This is a genomic window from Chitinophaga sp., assembly GCF_039596155.1.
Lineage (GTDB): Bacteria > Bacteroidota > Bacteroidia > Chitinophagales > Chitinophagaceae > Chitinophaga.
In genome coordinates, this window is sequence record NZ_JBCNKF010000022.1 from 18857 (window position 1) to 38542 (window position 19686).

Consider the following 19686-nt stretch of genomic DNA (forward strand, 5'->3'; position numbering starts at 1 on the left):
AAAGCTTACATGAACCTGATACAGAAAAAACCGCTCACTGAGCTGGGATACAATTTTGTAGCAGCGCCTTATCTGCCGGAAGGGAAAGATGAATACTATCTCCGCAATCAGCAATGGGGAAAGTCCAGCATCTACCGGCACCTCTCCGCATTGGAGATAGAGACGCTTGTTAGAAATGACAACACTTCTGACAACTGGAACAATATCTCCGTCACGAACGACTTCAATCCCCAGCTGGTAAAACATTGCCATTTCTTTGGACTGGTGCGTATCGGTAAACTGGAACCCTTCTACCTGGAATTCCATAACCTGCGCCTGCCCGTGGGATTGTACAACAGTACAATTTCCTCCTGCGATTTTGGGGACAATGTAGTGGTGCACAATGTGAATTTCCTTTCACATTACCTGATCGGCAATGAAGTAATGATCTGTAATGTGAATGAAATGGCCACTACCGGTCACGCTAAATTCGGGAACGGAATTGTCAAAGACGGTGAACCCGAAAACTTACGCATCTGGCTGGAGCTGTGCAATGAAAACGGTGGCAGATCTATCATGCCTTTTGATGGCATGCTGCCCGGCGATGCCTGGCTATGGACACGTAACCGTGACGATAAAGCACTGCAGGATAAATTCAAAGCCTTTACCGAACAACAGTTTGATAAACGACGGGGCTACTACGGCATGGTAGGCGATCGCTGTGTGATCAAGAATGTGAGCATTATCAAAGATGTGATCATCGGCACAGACGCTTACCTGAAAGGTGCTAATAAAATTAAGAACGTTACCATCAACAGCAGTGCAGAAGCCACTACCCAGATAGGTGAAGGATGTGAACTGGTGAATGGTATTGTGGGCTACGGATGTCGCGTATTCTATGGCGTAAAAGCTGTACGCTTCATCATGGCATCGCATTCACAATTGAAGTATGGCGCACGACTGATCAACTCCTATTTAGGTAATAACGCCACTATTTCCTGCTGTGAAGTATTGAACTCACTGATTTTCCCGGCACATGAACAGCACCATAATAACTCGTTCTTATGTGCTGCCCTCATCATGGGACAGAGCAATATGGCAGCCGGTGCCACTATCGGATCCAATCATAACTCCAGGGGGCCGGATGGGGAAATCATTGCAGGGCGCGGCTTCTGGCCGGGTCTCTGTGTGAGCTTAAAGCACAACTCCCGCTTTGCCACCTTCACACTGATTGCCAAAGGAAATTATATGCAGGAAATGGATATTCCATTTCCATTCAGCCTCGTGTTGAACGACGAACAGCACAACTGCCTGAAAATTATGACAGGCTATTGGTTCCTGCATAATATGTATGCACTGGCACGTAACTCCTGGAAATACCTGGATCGTGACAAGCGGACAGACAAGACACAGCTGATCGAATACGACTACCTGGCACCTGATAGCGTAGAAGAAATGATCCATGCGATGGCACTGATGGAAGCTGCTACCGGCAAGGCATGGTACCTGCATACAGAGACTGACTGCCCTGAACTGACGGAAAAAGATTACCGGCAGAAAGGACAGGACCTGCTGCTCAATCATCCCGGAGATGTTGCAAAACTGAAGATCCTCGTCAAAGGTGTAGAGAATAGCAATCGTGAAGTACAATTATTAAAAGTACATAAAACATACCCGCTATTCCGCGCCCTGATCGTGTTGTACGCGGTGAAAAATGTGATGCAGTTTGTGGAGGCAAATGATGTGAAAACATTTGAAGCGATTCATAACATTTCACTGACAGCACAACGTGAGCAATGGTATAATGTAGGAGGTCAGCTGATGCCGGCATCTACCCTGCATGGATTGAAAGAAAATATCCGTGAGAATAAGATCGGCAGCTGGGCAGATCTGCATGCACAATACCAGGAGATAGGGCAGCAATACGCTACGCAGAAACTGCAGCATGCGATTGCATCTTTGCTTTATGTGCAGGAGAAGACAATTGCGGATTTCAACGCGGATTTCTTTATTGAATGTTTGCAGGCTTCTATACAAACGCAGATTTTTCTGACAGAAGGGATTCAACAGTCCAGAGCGAAGGATTATGAAAATCCGTTCAGGAAGATGACGTATGAAACAGAGGCCGAGATGAACGCTGTAGTCGGCAAACTGGAAGACAATAGCTTTATTAAACAGACACAGGAAGATTTACTGGTGTACAAGCAAAAAGTAAAAGCACTGATAAAACTGCTGGCGTAATTTATTGCACACCTTATTGGAAAAGGGGTATCTCAAAATTAAATTGAGATACCCCTTTTTCGTGTCGTTTTTTCGATACCAAAAGGTCACTATAAGGTCATTAAAAGGTCACTTATATATCGATTGGATATTGAGGTGAACTTTAAGTGATGTACTAGTACTCATTTAGTGACGGCATTGTACTGAATTACCGAACTAATCCGTATTATTGTTTGATAATCTCCAAAATTGTTTGTTATGGCTATTGTAAAAGATAGTATACTTCTCCAGGCCGTTAGAGGCTCTCTCGGCAACGAAATCACGATTTACGAACGGAATGGCCGGATTATCATCGCTAAAAAGCGCGGTCCATCTAAGAATAAGCCTACCATTCATCAGCTGGAAGCCCGGTACAAGATGAAAGTGGCAGCAGCTTATGCTAAGGCCATCCTGGCCGATCCTGAGATCAAAGCCTACTATAAATCCCTGGCAGGACCGGGACAGAATGCTTTTAATATGGCGGTGAAAGACGCCTACAGGTCTCCCGAAATCCAGCAGATCCACTTTGAAGAAACAACTGTAGTGGTGACAGCAAAGGATGAATTCAGGGTAGCAGCCGTGAACGTACGGGTAATCGATGCCCAGGGAAATTTACAGGAAAGAGGAAACGCGGTTCTAGGTAGAAACGGTGTGAACTGGTACTACCAGGCAGACCACTTACCGCCAAACGGGAAAGTGATTATTGTCGCGGTAGACTTGCCGGGGAATGAAACGGTAAAGGAAGTGTTACTCTCCTGACAATACCACCTGAAAAATCAAAAGTTGTCTCATAATATTTATGAGTAGCCCCCATTTTGCTTAAATTGCGGGCATGGAACCACACCGCTGCTCCTGGTCTACCAAAGACCAGCTTTACAAAGACTACCACGACAATGAATGGGGCGTTCCCCTGCACGACGATACCCGTTTGTTCGAAATGATCAATCTCGAAGGTGCGCAGGCTGGCCTTAGCTGGTACACTGTGCTCACTAAAAGAGAAAACTACCGCAAGGCGTTCGATAACTGGGATGCAAAAAAGATTGCTAAATACTCCGATAAAAAGATCGAATCGCTGATGGCGGATGCCGGAATTATCCGTAACCGGTTAAAGATAAACGGGACTGTGCTCAATGCCAAAGCATTCCTGGAAGTGCAGAAAGAATTCGGGAGTTTTGATAAATACATCTGGAGTTTTGTTGGTGGAAAGCCGATCATTAATCAGTTTAAATCATTGAGTGAAGTACCCGCTAAAACAGCTATTTCTGATGCAATGAGTAAAGATCTGCTCAAGCGTGGGTTTAAGTTTGTAGGTTCTACTATCTGTTATGCATTTATGCAGGCAACGGGTATGGTAGATGACCATGTAGCGGATTGCTGGAAGAGGAAGAAGAAGTAGTTTATCAGTCCCTGAATGCCTCATTCATCAGGACTGGAAGAGAAAAAAAAGTAGTTAGTCTTTGATCATCACTTCACTGAATGCTTTATTATTCAGGACTGGAAGAGAAAGAAAAAGTAATCAGTCTTCGATCATCACTTCGCTGAATGCTTTATTATTCAGGAAATGTGTATCCGTAAGGGTGTTTAAAAACATATAAAGCTGCCGTTGTTCCTTTGGTGATAGTTGCATACCACGTACTAAAGGGTCAACGGTGCTACCTTTCTCCTGCCCATGATCATACATGGCAAATACCTGGAAGATATCAAAGAACCGGCCATCATGCATGTAAGGTGCGCTCACCATTACATTGCGTAAAGATGGTACTTTGAACTTCATATAATCTGCAGTATTGTTCGTGATACGCATCCGCCCTATATCATTCATATTCGTACTATACGGTATCCCGTTGTTCCGTGCACTGAAGTCTGTAAAAAACGGTTCTTTATGACAGCCGGCACACTTCTGCTGAAAGGTGCTGTAACCGCCCGCTTCTTCTGCCGTAAAGGCCACACCCGGCTCCCGCCTTTTCACACTATCATATTTACTTTCAAAACTGATCATAGTCGCCATGAACTGCGCCAGCGCTTTGAACATCCGCTGACTCGTTACCTCTTCCGTACCATATGCTGCTTTGAATAATTGCTGGTATTTTTCATTGCATTTGAGTCGCTCTATGAGTTCATTCAATGGCATGTCCATTTCGTTCTCCGCTGTAATAGGCGACATAGGCTGTATATCCAGGTGATTGACTCCCCCATCCCACATGAAATCCTTTTGCCAGATGAGATTGAATAAGGAAGGTACAGAACGCGTACCCATCCGGCCATATACACCATGCGCTAACGGATGGTCAAAATGCCCGAATGCGGCAAACTGCTGGTGACAAAATCCACAGCTCACCGAACTATCCCGGGATAGCTTCGGATCATAAAACAGGTACCTACCCAGTGCAATCCCTTCCTTCGTCAGCGGATTTTTAGAAAAGTCATACACGGGTTTCGGCAGACTATCAGGCAACTGAAGTGTCACATAGGTGACACCAGGCCCCGGCCCTCTCCCCCTGAGACTAATTCCCAGCAGGAACAGGCAGAATGCCAAGATAAAATATGTTGCCTTCTGATGCATTATTTCTTTTTAACGGAAAACATGTGGCTGTAATTATCTGCGATGCGGTCGCCGATCGTACCCGGGGTCATAAACCCGGATGTTTCACTAAACCGGATGGGCGTTGTGCCATTGAACCAGGTAGCGGCATCTGCGACCAGGTTGATCTCCGGGGTTTTCTCTGCGGTTACTGTAAAAGGAACCTGGAGCTGTACCATTCGCTGAGCCTGGTGTCCGCCCCGGTATCCACCAATATGAAACTGCAGGGAATGGTCAGGGAACCGGGAGGAGGGAGAAGTCCCTTCCAGCTTCGCCATAATGTAACCACTGTTCCAGGTCCAGAACATGCCGTAAACAGGGTCTAAGGCGCCGCTCTGTGCCCCTGTGCAGTTCATGATGCTGTCTACCCCGATCATAAAAGAAAGGCGCTTATATCGCCCCGATGGCAGTCCTGTGAGCACGATCTTTTTGCTGGCGGCACTGTCTTCGCTGATCAGGAAGTATTCAGGTGCAGGTTTCACTACCTGGTCATTTTCATCTGTAAAAGAGAAATTACTGAGATAGTATTTGAATTTTGTAATGGTAAAGGTATCGCCCTGTGCGGTGTAATAAGCTTTATTTGGCCGCATAGGCTGGTGATTCACCTCGTGGGTAAAGGTGAGGATGACGGATTGTGAGGCCGCCGTGTTACCGATCAGAAGGGAGAGGAATAGGAATAACCGGTTCATGGGCCGAATGTAGGTAAAAAAACAGGAGGGTGTTTTATTTTATTTATAAGCTAAACCGGTCTTTTACGCCTTATGATTCTCTACTAGTTCTTTAAATGCGTAAAGTAAGAATTCTAATTTATTTAAATCTCCAGCACCAAAATATTTTTTATCCTTGACCTTATAGTAATACCAATCATTTTCAGAATTTTCTATTACATCTGTTTCCATTTCCAAACTTTCCAGTTCTGTATCAGTCAAGTCAATTGTAACATACCAACCAGGATTATCAAGGGTACCAATTTTTACTCCATACATATGTTCCCAAGATCCATTACAATTAGAATTCATCCATTGTGAAATCCACGAAAGTATTTCTGACATAACAATATTATATTTATTATTAAATTGTTCCAGGAACAAAAATCTGTTATGTAAATGAAAATCCGCAGGCGATGCCTGCGGATTTTCATTTATGATTATACGCTGTTATTTATATAAATACTTCGGTAATACATTGAATTTCATGACATAATTGAATTCAAAAGTAAACTTACTGTAATATATAATTCATCTTGATTACTTTTATATTCAGAAATTACCCCATAGTGATTGTACCTCGAAATATTAAAACCTTCTTCAATATCATTATACCATATTACCAATTTACCAATTAAAGCAACGGCCCAAAAACCTTTACCATCCAACCCATAAGTTTCTTCATTCCATTTTGCTGGTTCAATTTTAATTGTAACCCAAAAATTATACAATTTTCCGATTTGAGTTTCCTCAAATTCTACTATTTTATCGTTTAACTCATCATAAGAAATAGAGGTCCACATAGATCGATTATTTAATGAATTTATTTATATCAATGACTTTGTTGCATCCATGGTAAATATCCACTAAAATCTACATTGAGAGGCTGAACATTGTCCCGTTGGGATGTACCTCCTGTAGGATTCTCAACATACGGATGCTCATGTGGATTAGTATGTTGACTTGGCCTACCATGATCTGTAGAGTCAATATCTTTAACTGGCTTCCCATTCTGATCAAATTCGCGAGCTTGGTTATAGTCTCCATTACGGCCTTCTCTTGAACCAAGCTGAGAATGTGGTCCTGTGGCATCAGGATCAGGTGTCGGTTCCTTAGATTTAGGATTACGAGGCAAATCACCAGGTGATTGATATTCTCCGATATTCACTCTGCCACTTTGCGAAGCCAAATTTGACGTTCCATTACTGCTAAGAATACCACCTACAACAGTTGTTGCTGTACCGATAATAATAGTTGGACAACTTACTTCGATAGCAAGCCCTCCACTTGCAGTAGTTACAGTAACACCGGGCGTCTTTACCATCAATTGAACTTGAGTTTGGAGTCCCGGTTTGATTTGGTTTATTCCTTTGTTTGGATTCCTGTTTATTTCCTGTGTTCCCGCTATTATTACTATCGGGAGAGCCAGGATCTTGAGCTGTGCTTTGCGACGTTTGATCCGTAGATGGTAAAGAAGGTTCCTATGGAGATTCGAAAAATCATGTATACCACAAATACTATCGAAAATCTTAACAGGGGCATCCGTAAGTATACTAAGACCAAAGTTCAATTTACGGACGATGCATCGGCTCAGAAGGCCGTTTACCTGGCTATAATGAACATCGAAAAGAAATGGAGCATGCCGCTCGATAACTGGGGGCTGGTGCTCCGTCAATATATTACTATCTTTGAAAACAGATATCGAATTTGATCAGTTGACTATGTGTTTACACAATATATTTTATAGTCTCCTTTTTAGTCAGCCCCGTTTTAATTCTATCTATAATAAATATTTTATGCCTTATGATTTTCTACTAGTTTTTTAAATGTATAAAGTAGAAATTCTAACTTACTTAAATCACCAGCGCCAAAATATTGTTTATTCTTTACCTTATAGAAAAACCAATCATCTTCAGCATTTTCTGTCACATCTGTTTCCATTTCTAAATCTTCTAGCTCAGTTTCCGCTAAATCAATTGTAACATACCAGCCAGGATTATCAGCTGTACCAATTTTTATTCCATACATATGTTCCCAATCTCCATTACATTGAGAATTCATCCATTGTGAAATCCATGAAAGTATTTCTGACATATTACATTAATATTTTAAACTGATCCTGGAATCCAAAACCTACTATTTCTGGGAAGGTCGGCAGGTTCGATAGCATGAACCTCACCCGGAATTGTTTTCTTGATGTTGTCATTCACATGAGGTGTCGATTACCATTGACAAACATTTTCCCTGCATAAATTTACCTAAAAATTGCAGCACCTTGTTCTGCGGATATGGCTTTGATTCACACCTATTTTTTAAATCACAAAGGTACTTTCTCTACAGTTTCAGCAAGAATTTTTATCATACCTCCAGTAGAATTGGTTTCTATTGTGTAACAATTTATTTTTTTACTGGCCAGGACTCCTTTTGTTTTTTGATAGAAGTTGACAAGATCAGGGTCTTCTTTGGTAGCTATTTCGGCGTTTAAAATGGTTTCGTCCGCAATTAAATCAGCTCTGCTGATTTTTTTTAAATCCGTGTTTTACACTAGCCAAAATAGGTTAGAGCAAAGAATGTTATTAGTTTAAATTTAATAGTCCAATACGGAATTATTAATTACTTCTACTTACCATCTCCATTTTTTCCAATCATCATCTGCACTTTCCCTATATAATCCTTTTTCTAATGGTACATCTAATGCAGCTTTTAACGATGGATCAATACCAAGCATAGTTCCTATCGATACAACTCGAATTTGATCTTTGGGCATATCATTTCCGTCGCCGTGATACATTTCCCAATAGTCATCTTCCCATCTTGTGACTTCAATAATTGGCTTGCCTTTTAAGGCATCAAGGTCAGTGCCGACTGTTGATTCCTTCGAAACGTTATATTTCCACTCCTTTACCATCCATTGCCAGACTGGTTCATTATTCACATTAAATGGCACAGACATTTTAGGAATGTCCAATGTAAAGTGACTTTGATCTGGAACAATTTGCAATGCCACGACATTTTCTTTTTGTAAGATGTCATAAACTCCAAGTAGGAATAATTTGCTCCAAGACTCATCTACAGGTAAAAGAAAAAAAACGCCTAGTTCCCCGAGGCTTATGGATTGGGGATTTTTATTACTGGTTTCAAGCATATTATCTGCTATTCCAGTAATTATTGTTTCTTTTTCAGCTCTGTTATAAAATGCTCCACCAGCAATTACTAATTCAAAATTGCACTTGTTGGATAAGCCAATAGTGTATGCAAAGCTTGGTGAGATATCAGCAATTACATAGGTTACATGGTATCCAAATTTTTGGACATTGTATTTAATTTCTTCTTTATGCGTTTCTTTTTCCATTATTTATGCAGTTCAGTATGACAAGTTTTACAAACACCTTTAACATTTTCCTTTGCTGATGCACCTCCATCCGCATGCCTTTTAACGTGATGGAATTGCATATCCTTTCCAGGGGTTTCTGTTTCACATTGGGCACATTTTTCATTCTGCTCTGTGTAAATTTCATCTTTTTCCTTTTCCGTTACATTTCCTCTTCTATCCCTGTTAGCTGGATCGACAGTTCCTTTACCTTTTTGAGGTTTGGGGATATTGGGTATTTTTTCATTTTCTACAATCCATCACTCACCGTATTGCCGGAAAATGCCTGCAATATTGCATTTACCATACTACTGGATGTGGAACCCGAAGTACTCGCGCCGGTATTCTTGTACTAAGCTCTGCTCAACTGTGATACTATCCCCTGCCATCATCCGCAACACCAGAGAAGGGCCTATTTTCATAGGCAAATACCTCCGGTTTGGGCACTTAATTTATCAATATGGCCATAACTTATAACAAAACCAAAAAGGCATTCTCATAATAAAATTAATGAGCCGCATACTAAGTATTAGCATGCGGCTAAACATTTTATTATCGTCCTAATACACTGATACTCCTGGCAATTCACGCTGCATACGTAGTATAGCACTATCATCATTGCTACTAACAAGCCAATAAGAAGAATCAACCAACTCAAACACATAATCGTAGCTTAAAATAATTTCTTCGTCGTTTTCATATCTCCGCAAAGACATTTGATCCTTATCTCCACAGACTAATAGTTCTATTATTTGGTAAAAACGATTTGCTAAATCAAGCAATTCCCGCCAACTATATAAAAGCCCATTGGAAGATTTATTTACTGATTCCTCAAAGGATAAAACTTCTTCATCCCCAGGTTTACCTACAGCAGTAATCCACTGCAACGACCACAAAAAAAGATCGCCACAGTCAATACAATTCAATATATCAGACAGTTGTACATCCAAGATCTCAGAGGATGATCCTCGTATAATTATTTTTGTTGTAGCCATTGTAAATATCTTTGATATTCTGCGTTTAAAGGTTGCGCCTGTTTACTACGCATAGGAGTTCCTCCTGTAGGATTCTGAATATATGGATGCTCATGGGGGTTAGAATGATTACCAGCGCCAAAATATTGTTTATTCTTTACCTTATAGAAAAACCAATCATCTTCAGCATTTTCTGTCACATCTGTTTCCATTTCTAAATCTTCTAGCTCAGTTTCCGCTAAATCAATTGTAACGTACCAGACAGGATTATCAGCTGTACCAATTTTTATTCCATACATATGTTCCCAATCTCCATTACATTGAGAATTCATCCATTGTGTAATCCATGAAAGTATTTCTGACATATTATATATATTTTTTTTAAATCAATTTGAGTATCTAAGACATACATACAAACCTTAATCGTCTCGGGGATGTTAAAGATAACCGCCGGTAAATCTTCAGCACAACAATTACTTATTGCTTCTAAAAATCACTCGGCAAAATTGCTCAGATGGTTTGTAAATTGAATAAAAACAACGGGCAAATACCTCCGGTTTGGGTGGAGTATGAGGATATTTAGGTTATTAAACGAGTAAAATTATAAACAATCACGGGCATCAAGATACTAACATACAATTCTGTCACTTCTTATAAGTCTAATCGAGCGTCCCAAAAGATATTCTTCTTAAACCCTTGATGAACACGGAAGGTGGAAGAATTGTCTCTAACCCATCCAACATCGCAGATTTCATATAGACACGGATCTTCTTCCAGTATCTTAATTCTTCTTATTTCTTCTTTCTTTTTGTTATAAAATACAGTGAAAAATTCAACCTTTTCGCTATCCATTGAGCCAAACAAACGGGCATAATATTTTCGATCAGGGGATAAGAAATATCTTCCTTTCTCCCTCACTTCTCCTATATCTAAGTTAAAATGACTATCATTGGATCCTTTCCTGCCAGAGGGTATCCCTAGATCAATCCTTACTCTGTAGCTAAATAAGCACGGGTGCACCAGCTATGATGCACCCTCAACTAATTTATATAAAACTTTAGATAAAATATCCTTCTATAGAATTACAAAGAATGAAGTCCTGATCTTCTACACTGATTTCCTCTTTTTCATCAACAGGATCCATAGAAAGATAATAATGATGCTCTTTTTTAAAGAGCTTTAACCTTTGGATAAAATAAAAGTAACGGTCCTTAGTATAAAAGAAAGAATATTCTTCTATTCCAATAAACCTAATTTTAACCTTAATTCCCTTTGGTTTTGAATAACATAATTTTAAATAGATATCAATTATTAATTCCTCATTCTCGTCCTCAAAGATGTCTATCTTAGATAGTTGGCTATCCAAGATAGTTAGTTTATCAGATAACATATTAATTAAGTCTTCATTTAAGGCAATAAGTTCCATTTTACTTGTTTGTTGAAATTCCAAAATCTTTTTTTAATTCATTCCTTTTTCGGTGCCCTACCGTCTTGACGCGTTCCTCTACCTGGTGGGTTGCGGGGATTGGGTTTATAATCATGAACGTGAGGAACTCTTTCATGGGGCGGAGTATTTGGATGGGTATGCCCTTCATTATATTCCTTTTGTACGTTACCATCAGGACCATATTTTTTTGTAGTATTTCCGGAATTATTTGTTTGAGTTGAATTAGGTTCTCCCTTATCTGGCAACCAATTTCTTTGCCTCTTTCCAGGACTCTCCTCAGCAGATGCATCGGATTTTGAAAACAGATTTTTTAATCCAAGAGTAGCAGCAGTTACTCCATGAATCCCAACTGGAACTGCAATAGCAGTAGCGGAACCACTACTAAAAAAACTCTCCTGCGCCACCTCCTAATGCTTGAAGCATTCCGGTATAAGTAGCAGCAGCATCACCAATTTTCTGCCCTACTTGATAAGCGATCGCATTTCCTTTGATATTGCCATTAAACTTTTTGTATCCATCATATTAATTTCTTAAGTTATTACCTGGCGGAGTTTCTTGTGGTGTAGCGGGTAAGATTCTTAGCTTACCTGGTTTAACGGTTCCATCAGGTAAAGTGTTGGTTGTAGGAACTTTCTTGTTACACTGCAAAGAATTCCCCAAAGATCATCCGCCACCAGTGTTTATTCAAAAGATAGTAATTTAAATTCTCTGAAGATTGTATTTGCTATACTATAGATATTCGGATATTCAATATCCTCAGGACGGGATTACTCATTTAGGCCTCTATTATCTTAAATAGCATGACTTTCTTTTCTCAAAAACATATATTTCTTCTTCCGGATTTCATACTTGTAGCTATAAACGGCGCTTCCGTTATTATAAAGAAGAACTTCACTACCATCGATTTTTATCAAATAGTCAATAAGAGTAATTTCAATAATACCATTATTCATTTCAATTGGCATTAATTTCACAGCATACAAGGATGGTTTATTAACGATAAAAGATTTAGTATTATCACTTATATCGATAATAGTATATTTACCAACTTTAGAAGGTATCTCTATATCAAAACCTTTCAAAATGTAAATAGTATCGGTATTTGTTTTAGAAAAATGATTTAGTAATGCTTTCTGATAAAGCAAATTATTATCACTTTTAAAAGTAAATGACATTAATACAACTGAAAAAATAAATAAACTGCATTTCATCTTTTATTTTTTAAAGGTTGATATTGGTATTATTGCAACAACACCCTTGTTTGTGTAAATATAAATTATCTGCGTTCCCATCCCTAACACATATCCTTGACCAACCTGAGTAATCATATCTTGCTTAGACGAGGGTTGCACCCATGAAGCAGTTCCTGTCCCTCCATCTGGAAATTTAACTTTCCTTTTACCACTAGGATGACTATGCATATCAACTCGCTCTGTAGAAGTGACAGTCGCGTTCTTGCCTTTAGCAGGGTCACCAACCGGACCCGCCTTCAATTCTTTAGTGGAATTTCCATCTATCTTAGCGCCATATTCTCTATTATTAGCGTCTGTCGATCTACATGAGATTGTAATCATAATTACCCGAATACTTACAAAAAAAAAGGGTGCCTCATTATTATGACGCACCCGTTTTTTATATTTTATGATGAGAATCATCTTTGTCTGTACCCCCACCCGCCGAAGTAGAACACCACCGCGAAGCAGATCATCGGTACTGCATACGCCACCGCTGTAGACTGTAAGTCAGCTAACGTACCCATTACATAAGGCACTACTGCTCCACCTACAATAGCCATGATCTGGAAGGAAGAAGCTCTCTTCGTATGAACACCCAGATCTTTTACTCCTAACGCAAAAATGGACGGGAACATGATAGACATGAAGAAGAAAATAGCCATCAATCCATATACAGAGAGCTCTCCCTGGCCAGCAATAACAACCATACAAAGCAGCACATTGATAAATGCGTAGATCATCAACAGCTTATTGGGTTTTATTTTCCGCATGATCGCTGTACCTACGAACCGGCCAGCCAGGAATAATCCCAGTGCAATAGCCAGTAAGGATGAAGCCTGTTTGCTGGTCGTACCCTGCCAGTATTCGGTAACATAATTAATGAACAACGCCGCTACACCTACCTGGGCAGCTACATAGAAGAACTGCGTAATGATCCCCCAGATAAAGTGGGAATGAGAAAATAATGGCTTCGCTTTGGCAGCCGCATCATTTCCCGCTTCTCTGTCTTCCCTGATTTCGGGTAGTGGCGTGCGGAAAAAGAACATAGCGATCAGTACAACCACGATACCGATTACGATATAGGTCATCTGTACAATCGACAGGTCTTTTGCTGCATTTGCAACACCTGTTTTATCTTCCAGGAACAACTGTCCACCGATGAAAGCACCTAAGGAAGAGCCGGCACCATTAAAGCACTGGGAAAGGTTGAGGCGAAATTCGGACGTCTCACTTTTACCCAGGATAGTTACATATGGATTAGCGGCAGTTTCAAGACAGGCCAGTCCGCAGGCCAGAATAAACAATGCTGCCAGAAACCCGTTGAAACTAAGTGCACCTGCTGCCGGATAGAATAAAAATGCACCGGTTGCATATAATACCAATCCCAGCAGGATCCCTTTTTTGTAACCGTATTTATTCATGAAGAAACCCGCCGGCAATGCCATCAGGAAGTAAGCTCCGAAATAAGCGAACTGCAGCAGTGTGGACCTTCTTTTCGTCACTTCCAGTACATCCTGGAAATGCTTATTTAAAATATCGAGCAACCCATAGGCAAATCCCCATAAAAAGAACAGGCTTGTTACCAGGATAAATGGAAACAGGTAACTCTTATTCGTATCAATGTTTGCCTTAACTGTGGAAGAGGGCATTGCGGCTCCGGCCATTGTGGAAATTTTAGTAAATGAAAAAATTAATTAGCTCACAGATCTGTCCAGATGGGTGTAACCACCATCTACATAGATGATCTGGCCGGTAGTATGAGACGATACATTGGACAATAAAAATACTGTCATGTTAGCAATCTCCTCGGAGGTGGTCATTCTCTTTTCGAAAGGAATTTTGGATACGATCGCAGCCAGTTTTTCCTTTGGATCAGGCAATGAATTGATCCAGTTTTCATACAGTGGTGTCCATACCTCAGCAGGGATCACCGTATTTACACGAATGCTGTAAGGCAGCAATTCAACTGCCCATTCACGGGTCAGTGCATTGATGCCACCTTTGGATGCAGCATAGCCACTGGTATTCCCCTGGCCGGTATCTGCCACTTTAGAACCGATATTTAAAATACTGCCCTTCGTTGTTTTCAGGTAAGGCAGCGCATAATGCGCAAGGTTATAGTAGTGAGAAAGGTTTTTTTGGAGAGAAGCCATGAATTTTTCAGGGCTGCCATTTTCGAGCCCAACACCGTCATTAACGCCGGCATTGTTTACAAGTCCGTCGATACGGCCATATTCAGCCACCACCAGTTCAATTACTTTTTTGCAATCTTCCACCTGGCCCAGCTCAGCGGCAATGCCAAATGCTTTGCCACCTGCAGCTTTAATTGCTGCAACAGTTTTATCATTATCAGCTGCGTTTCTTCCTGCCACTACAGCTACACCGCCTTCAGCGGCTATCAGTTTGGAGATGGCTTCGCCTATTCCTTTTGCACCACCGGTAACAATAAATACTTTGTCCTTTAATCCCAGATCCATGTGAACGATTTAAATATTATTTAGAAATTTTGTGCTTTAGACAGGTACTACCTGTAGCAGGTAAATCTGTATGTCCGCTTACCCGAATGCTTATAATCCATAAAATGCGATCGCATTTCCACCCATTATCTTCGCCTGCTCTGTTGGTGATAAATGACTGATAAAATCAGTTACAATTCCTTTTACCTGTGCATAGCTACCTGCCACCTGGCATACCGGCCAGTCGGAGCCAAACAGCAACCTGTCCGGGCCAAAAGCTTCCAGGCATACTTCCAGGAATGGCGCAAAGTGTGCCGGTTCCCAGTTATTCCAGTCTGCTTCGGTAACCATGCCACTGAGTTTGCAATATACATGCGGGTACTGCGCGATGGCCCGCATCTGTTTAGCCCAGTTGTCTACATCCCCGGTTTTGATATAAGGTTTGGCCAGGTGATCAATGACCAGACGGTGATCTGGAAATTTCTGTACAAACGTTGCTACCGCCGGTAACTGTATAGGATATACCAGGATGTCGTAAGTAAAATTATATTTGGACAGGAGGTGTATGCCCCTGCAAAAGTCTTCTCTGATAATAAATGCAGGATCAGGTTCTCCCTGAACGATATGCCTGAAACCTTTCAGTCTGGAAAACTGGCTGTAATGCGCCAATCTTCCTTCCAGCGCTTCGTCGCGCAGATCTATCCAGCCCACAATACCTTTGATGAAATCGTGTGTGGCAGCAAGGTCCAACAGGAAATCAGTTTCTACTTCTGACTGGTCTGCCTGTACAGCAACACAGCCATCTACATTATTTTGTGCCAAAACCGGTTGCAGGTGATGTGGCATAAAATCCTGCTGAATCACTTTCATATCATCGGTGATCCAGGCATCCTTTACAGGATGGTATTGCCAAAAATGCTGATGAGCGTCTATGATCATTTTTTCATAACGTTTGCTTCCTTACTAAATCTTTCTGTTGCAGTGGTTCTCTTCTTACAAGGCAAAGATCTTCTCCATAAATATCCATTTTTCGCCAGGCTTAGCCACTGGCAATGCCTGCTGGTATTTCCACATCAGCGCTTCCCATTCCTGTACTTTCGGGTTAGCAGCATCTGCAGCAGCTTTCTTTTCAAATGAAAAGGAATCGTCTACTTCCATGATCATAAACAGGCGGTCCATGATACGGTAGATTTCCATGTTCACGATGCCACTGTCTAAAATACTCTTTTTAATTTCGGGCCATATTTCTTTGTGATACGCTTCGTACTCAGCGATCAAAGTTGGATCATTCTTCAGGTCTAACGCAAGACAGTGCCTTTTCATATCCAAGCAAATTACAAGTTTAAAGGGAATATATGTCAGAAATGCAGTAAGTGGAAAATTTAGCGGTCAGACGGCAAAAGCAGTCTGACCGCAACAAAATATTTTACCGCATGCTTATTTGAAAGCAACAGCTGTTTGTTTGGATGTACCCAGGCCATCAATACCCAGTTCAATTACATCACCAGCTTTTACGTATACATTTGGTTTCATTCCCAAACCAACGCCTGCAGGTGTACCGGTAGAGATGACATCGCCCGGCAGCAGGGTCATAAACTGGCTGAGGTAGGAAACGAGGAAAGGAATTTTAAAGATCAGGTTCGCGGTGGTACCATCCTGCATGGTTTTGCCATTCAGGGTTAACCACAAACGCAGGTTATCCACATCTTTAATTTCTTCTTTGGTTACCAGCCAGGGGCCTAACGGTGCAAAGGTATCATTGCTTTTTCCTTTTACCCATTGTCCGCCACGTTCCAGCTGGAACTCACGCTCGCTGTAGTCGTTGTGCAATGCATAACCTGCTATATAATCCAGGGCATCTTTCTCCTCGATATAGCTGGCTTTTTTGCCAATTACAACGGCCAGTTCCACTTCCCAGTCAGTCTTTACACTGTTGCGCGGAATGATCACGTCATCATTCGGACCTACCAGCGCTGTAGTACTCTTGAAAAATACGATTGGTTCCTGTGGAATAGCGGCTCCTGTTTCCCTGGCGTGGTCAGCATAGTTCAGACCAATGCAAATGATCTTGGAAGGCCTTGTAACCGGGCTTCCCAGACGGGTACCTGCAGGCACGGAAGGACAATTTTTTTCATTTTGTGCCCACCATGCAGCCAGACGGTTTAAGCCATCTGTAGCCAGAAATTGCTCTCCAAAATCTTCACCGAATGCGCTTACATCGAACATGCCAGCTTCGGTTACCACTCCCGGCTTCTCAGCTCCCGGTGCTCCAAATCGTATCAGTTTCATATGTTAATTGTACTTTGTTTGTTTACTAAACACTTTATCGCAGTGCATTGATCTTCAGGTGACCATTTTCCACTTTGATCTCCACCAGGTTCGTGTATTTTTTATTCATAATCTGCACCAGGAAAGCCTGCTCCGGATGAGATGGTGAATGCACGATGCCTGTGGTGGCTTCTGCTGGTACCACCATGGTGATGGTCTTGTTTGCACCGCCATATTCTGCATACATTTTTACAGAATCAGGAGAAGCAACAGGCAGTTTTTTCACGATCAGGTCAGCGATGATGGTGCCGGATTGGATCTGTTGTTCATAAGAATCAGTTGCTTTCATATCCAGGCTAATCGTACCTAATCCTGCTTTTTCTTCAGCATAATGCCAGATGGCTTCAGGAGGCGTACCTACCTGGTTGATTTTTGCAGTACCATTATCCACACTTGCATGATAATACCTGGTACTGTGGTCACTTTTCAGCACACCGATGTATACGCTGTTGGGCTTATCCCATACGGCACGGTACAGATCCTTCTCGGCAACGTCTCTTGCCAGTGGCAGTTCAAACGTTTTGTCCGAAGACTGACCATCGGCTTCGAAATGAATGGAGATACGGGTGGTATCTGCATCTGCCGGGAAAGCTACTGCGAGCTTGCCTGCTGGTGTAGCTGGTTGAAACGATGCGGTGTCTGCTCCCTGCTGGTCGCCGCCAGCTTTTGTCCCGTTACCACCACATGCGTACAATAAAAGGGTGGCTGGCAGGATAAATGACCAAATAGATTTCATGGAATAATGGAATTGTGGTTTGATTAATTACAAATTAGAATTTACGAATATAAGATACCTTTTGGCTTATTTCATAATTCTTTACCCATAATTAATTATTAAGCTTTATAAATCCACCGTCCAAAGGATAATCACAACCGGTAATGAAGCCGGCTTCGTCTGAGCACAGGTAAAGTGCCAGGGTACCTACTTCCACCGGCTTAGCCATACGCCCAATTGGTTGTGTCTGAGAGAGTTTCTCAAACATTTCCGCTTCTTTGCCAGGGTAATTTTTAGCGATAAATCCGTCTACAAATGGTGTATGCACACGTGCAGGAGACACACAGTTGCAGCGAATACCGTCTTTAATAAAATCTTTTGCCACAGAGAGGGTCATCGTAAGTACAGCACCTTTACTCATAGAATAGGCAAACCTGTCAGGAATACCTACGCTGGAAGCAATAGAAGCTATATTCAGGATCACGCCGCTCTTTTGCGCCTTCATCTGACCGATCACGGCGTACATACAGTTGTAAGTACCTTTTACATTCACATTATACACCCTGTCCAGATCTTCTTCTGAAGTGGTATCCAGCCTGCCTACGTGGGCAATACCCGCACAGTTGACAAGGATGTCGATACGGCCAGCAGCAGCGGTGATCTTTTGCATCACAGCGACAACTTCTGATTGTTTGGCTACGTTGCAACCATATACAGCCGCTTTGCCGCCTTCGGCGGTGATGTCTGCAGCTGTCTGACGACCACCGTCTTCATTCAGCTCAATGATGTGAACACTGGCTCCCTGTGCACCAAATACCTTTGCAATAGCCTGACCAATGCCACTTCCACCGCCCGTAACGACTGCCACTTTATTATCTAATCTAAACAGGTTCATAATTTCCTTATTTTAAGGGTTCTAAAATAGCCTTTTTAACAAGGGAAAATCTATCTTTTTTTAGCAGTATTCTATACTTTATTACCATATTTTAAATTTTTTAAATGAATTGAGGTTGAAAATCAATTACACTATTGTTATTTTCTGCTTTTTCTGGTACCATTTTGCCTTAGGGCAGCGTAACCAGTATGAATTGGTGGACCTTAAAGAATATATTCCGCATATCAGGCTGGATATCCGGTACGCTACTGCGAATAATTTCACGCACCAGGTATTGTATCCGAAGGCAGCGGCTTATCTGAAGTTACCTGCAGCGAAGGCACTGAAAGAAGTGCAGGAGGAACTGGAGCAGCAAGGATTGGGGTTGTTAATTTTTGATGGATACAGGCCGTTTAGTGTGACGGAGAAAATGTGGGAGATAGTGCCGGATGAAAGGTATGCGGCCAATCCGGCAAAAGGGTCCGGGCATAATAGGGGGATAGCGGTGGATTTGACTATATGTGATTTAAAAACAGGGAAGGTGCTGAAGATGCCGACGGATTTTGATGATTTTACGGAAAAGGCGCATCAGGCGTATCCTGTGTCGGATAGTTTGGTAGCTAAAAACAGGAAGTTATTGAGGGAGGTAATGGAGAAACACGGGTTTGTAAACCTGACCACGGAATGGTGGCATTTTTATTTAAAAGATGCGCAGCAATATCCAATTATGAACATACAATTCCAAAAACTATGAAAGGTTT

At 41.5% G+C, this 19686-nt stretch carries 25 protein-coding genes; 5 read left to right on the plus strand and 20 right to left on the minus strand.

Annotation, left to right across the window (positions count from 1 at the left end):
* The first annotated feature begins 9 nt into the window (after positions 1–9).
* From ABDW33_RS20460 to ABDW33_RS20470, 3 genes are all read left to right on the plus strand, one after another.
* Positions 10–2220, plus strand: a complete 2211-nt coding sequence (locus tag ABDW33_RS20460; protein WP_343691958.1) for a DUF4954 family protein — start codon at positions 10–12, stop codon at positions 2218–2220.
* A 237-nt stretch (positions 2221–2457) separates the two neighbouring features.
* Positions 2458–2997: a hypothetical protein gene (locus tag ABDW33_RS20465; RefSeq protein WP_343691959.1), complete on the plus strand. Its 540-nt coding sequence runs from the start codon at positions 2458–2460 to the stop codon at positions 2995–2997.
* Positions 2998–3070: 73 nt separating this feature from the next.
* Positions 3071–3634 carry a DNA-3-methyladenine glycosylase I gene (locus ABDW33_RS20470; RefSeq protein ID WP_343691960.1) on the plus strand — a complete coding sequence of 188 codons (564 nt, stop codon included), beginning with the start codon at positions 3071–3073 and terminating at the stop codon, positions 3632–3634.
* A 120-nt stretch (positions 3635–3754) separates the two neighbouring features.
* On the opposite strand, the gene ABDW33_RS20475 is transcribed toward ABDW33_RS20470, so the two are convergent.
* From ABDW33_RS20475 to ABDW33_RS20495, 5 genes are all read right to left on the minus strand, one after another.
* Positions 3755–4774: a cytochrome c peroxidase gene (locus tag ABDW33_RS20475; protein WP_343691961.1), complete on the minus strand. Its 1020-nt coding sequence runs from the start codon at positions 4772–4774 to the stop codon at positions 3755–3757.
* Positions 4775–4800: 26 nt separating this feature from the next.
* Complete coding sequence (locus ABDW33_RS20480; protein ID WP_343691962.1) at positions 4801–5508, minus strand: MbnP family protein; 708 nt, start codon at positions 5506–5508, stop codon at positions 4801–4803.
* A gap of 63 nt (positions 5509–5571) precedes the next feature.
* The gene (locus ABDW33_RS20485; protein WP_343691963.1) at positions 5572–5871 is read right to left on the minus strand and encodes an immunity 53 family protein; all 300 of its coding nucleotides are present in this window, start codon (positions 5869–5871) and stop codon (positions 5572–5574) included.
* A 140-nt stretch (positions 5872–6011) separates the two neighbouring features.
* A complete protein-coding gene (locus tag ABDW33_RS20490; RefSeq protein ID WP_343691964.1) occupies positions 6012–6329 on the minus strand; it encodes a hypothetical protein in 318 nt (105 codons plus the stop codon).
* Positions 6330–6358: 29 nt separating this feature from the next.
* Complete coding sequence (locus ABDW33_RS20495) at positions 6359–6850, minus strand: hypothetical protein (RefSeq protein ID WP_343691965.1); 492 nt, start codon at positions 6848–6850, stop codon at positions 6359–6361.
* 159 nt (positions 6851–7009) lie between these two features.
* Between ABDW33_RS20495 and ABDW33_RS20500 the strand changes: the two genes are divergently transcribed.
* Positions 7010–7237 carry a transposase gene (locus ABDW33_RS20500; protein WP_343691966.1) on the plus strand — a complete coding sequence of 76 codons (228 nt, stop codon included), beginning with the start codon at positions 7010–7012 and terminating at the stop codon, positions 7235–7237.
* Between the two features lie 83 nt (positions 7238–7320).
* Here the strand turns inward: ABDW33_RS20500 and ABDW33_RS20505 are convergent, their stop codons facing one another.
* From ABDW33_RS20505 to ABDW33_RS20575, 15 genes are all read right to left on the minus strand, one after another.
* On the minus strand, positions 7321–7620 hold the full coding sequence (locus ABDW33_RS20505) for an immunity 53 family protein (RefSeq protein ID WP_343691967.1): 300 nt from the start codon (positions 7618–7620) through the stop codon (positions 7321–7323).
* 529 nt (positions 7621–8149) lie between these two features.
* Positions 8150–8878, minus strand: coding sequence for a DUF4262 domain-containing protein (locus tag ABDW33_RS20510; protein WP_343691968.1), 729 nt, complete (start codon positions 8876–8878; stop codon positions 8150–8152).
* A gap of 578 nt (positions 8879–9456) precedes the next feature.
* Positions 9457–9891, minus strand: coding sequence for a hypothetical protein (locus ABDW33_RS20515; protein ID WP_343691969.1), 435 nt, complete (start codon positions 9889–9891; stop codon positions 9457–9459).
* Positions 9873–10235, minus strand: a complete 363-nt coding sequence (locus tag ABDW33_RS20520) for an immunity 53 family protein (RefSeq protein WP_343691970.1) — start codon at positions 10233–10235, stop codon at positions 9873–9875. The genes ABDW33_RS20515 and ABDW33_RS20520 overlap by 19 nt, the downstream gene beginning before the upstream one ends.
* Before the next feature lie 692 nt (positions 10236–10927).
* A complete protein-coding gene (locus ABDW33_RS20525) occupies positions 10928–11296 on the minus strand; it encodes a hypothetical protein (protein WP_343691971.1) in 369 nt (122 codons plus the stop codon).
* A gap of 38 nt (positions 11297–11334) precedes the next feature.
* Entirely contained in the window at positions 11335–11721 is a 387-nt protein-coding gene (locus ABDW33_RS20530; RefSeq protein WP_343691972.1) for a hypothetical protein, read from the minus strand.
* Positions 11722–12108: 387 nt separating this feature from the next.
* Positions 12109–12528, minus strand: coding sequence for a hypothetical protein (locus ABDW33_RS20535; protein WP_343691973.1), 420 nt, complete (start codon positions 12526–12528; stop codon positions 12109–12111).
* 3 nt (positions 12529–12531) lie between these two features.
* Positions 12532–12972, minus strand: coding sequence for a hypothetical protein (locus ABDW33_RS20540; protein ID WP_343691974.1), 441 nt, complete (start codon positions 12970–12972; stop codon positions 12532–12534).
* A complete protein-coding gene (gene fucP / locus ABDW33_RS20545; protein ID WP_343691975.1) occupies positions 12969–14216 on the minus strand; it encodes an L-fucose:H+ symporter permease in 1248 nt (415 codons plus the stop codon). The genes ABDW33_RS20540 and fucP overlap by 4 nt, the downstream gene beginning before the upstream one ends.
* Positions 14217–14246: 30 nt before the next feature.
* Positions 14247–15029, minus strand: coding sequence for an SDR family oxidoreductase (locus tag ABDW33_RS20550; protein WP_343691976.1), 783 nt, complete (start codon positions 15027–15029; stop codon positions 14247–14249).
* A gap of 90 nt (positions 15030–15119) precedes the next feature.
* Positions 15120–15947: an amidohydrolase family protein gene (locus ABDW33_RS20555; RefSeq protein WP_343691977.1), complete on the minus strand. Its 828-nt coding sequence runs from the start codon at positions 15945–15947 to the stop codon at positions 15120–15122.
* Positions 15948–16001: 54 nt separating this feature from the next.
* Positions 16002–16331 (minus strand): L-rhamnose mutarotase, encoded by a 330-nt coding sequence (locus ABDW33_RS20560; RefSeq protein ID WP_343691978.1) that lies wholly within the window; start codon positions 16329–16331, stop codon positions 16002–16004.
* Between the two features lie 114 nt (positions 16332–16445).
* On the minus strand, positions 16446–17297 hold the full coding sequence (locus ABDW33_RS20565) for a fumarylacetoacetate hydrolase family protein (protein WP_343691979.1): 852 nt from the start codon (positions 17295–17297) through the stop codon (positions 16446–16448).
* A 34-nt stretch (positions 17298–17331) separates the two neighbouring features.
* A complete protein-coding gene (locus ABDW33_RS20570) occupies positions 17332–18072 on the minus strand; it encodes a hypothetical protein (protein WP_343691980.1) in 741 nt (246 codons plus the stop codon).
* A gap of 91 nt (positions 18073–18163) precedes the next feature.
* Positions 18164–18946 (minus strand): glucose 1-dehydrogenase, encoded by a 783-nt coding sequence (locus ABDW33_RS20575; protein ID WP_343691981.1) that lies wholly within the window; start codon positions 18944–18946, stop codon positions 18164–18166.
* Positions 18947–19061: 115 nt separating this feature from the next.
* Here ABDW33_RS20575 and ABDW33_RS20580 point away from each other — a divergent pair, with 115 nt between their 5' ends.
* Complete coding sequence (locus ABDW33_RS20580; protein WP_343691982.1) at positions 19062–19679, plus strand: M15 family metallopeptidase; 618 nt, start codon at positions 19062–19064, stop codon at positions 19677–19679.
* Positions 19680–19686 lie beyond the last annotated feature (7 nt).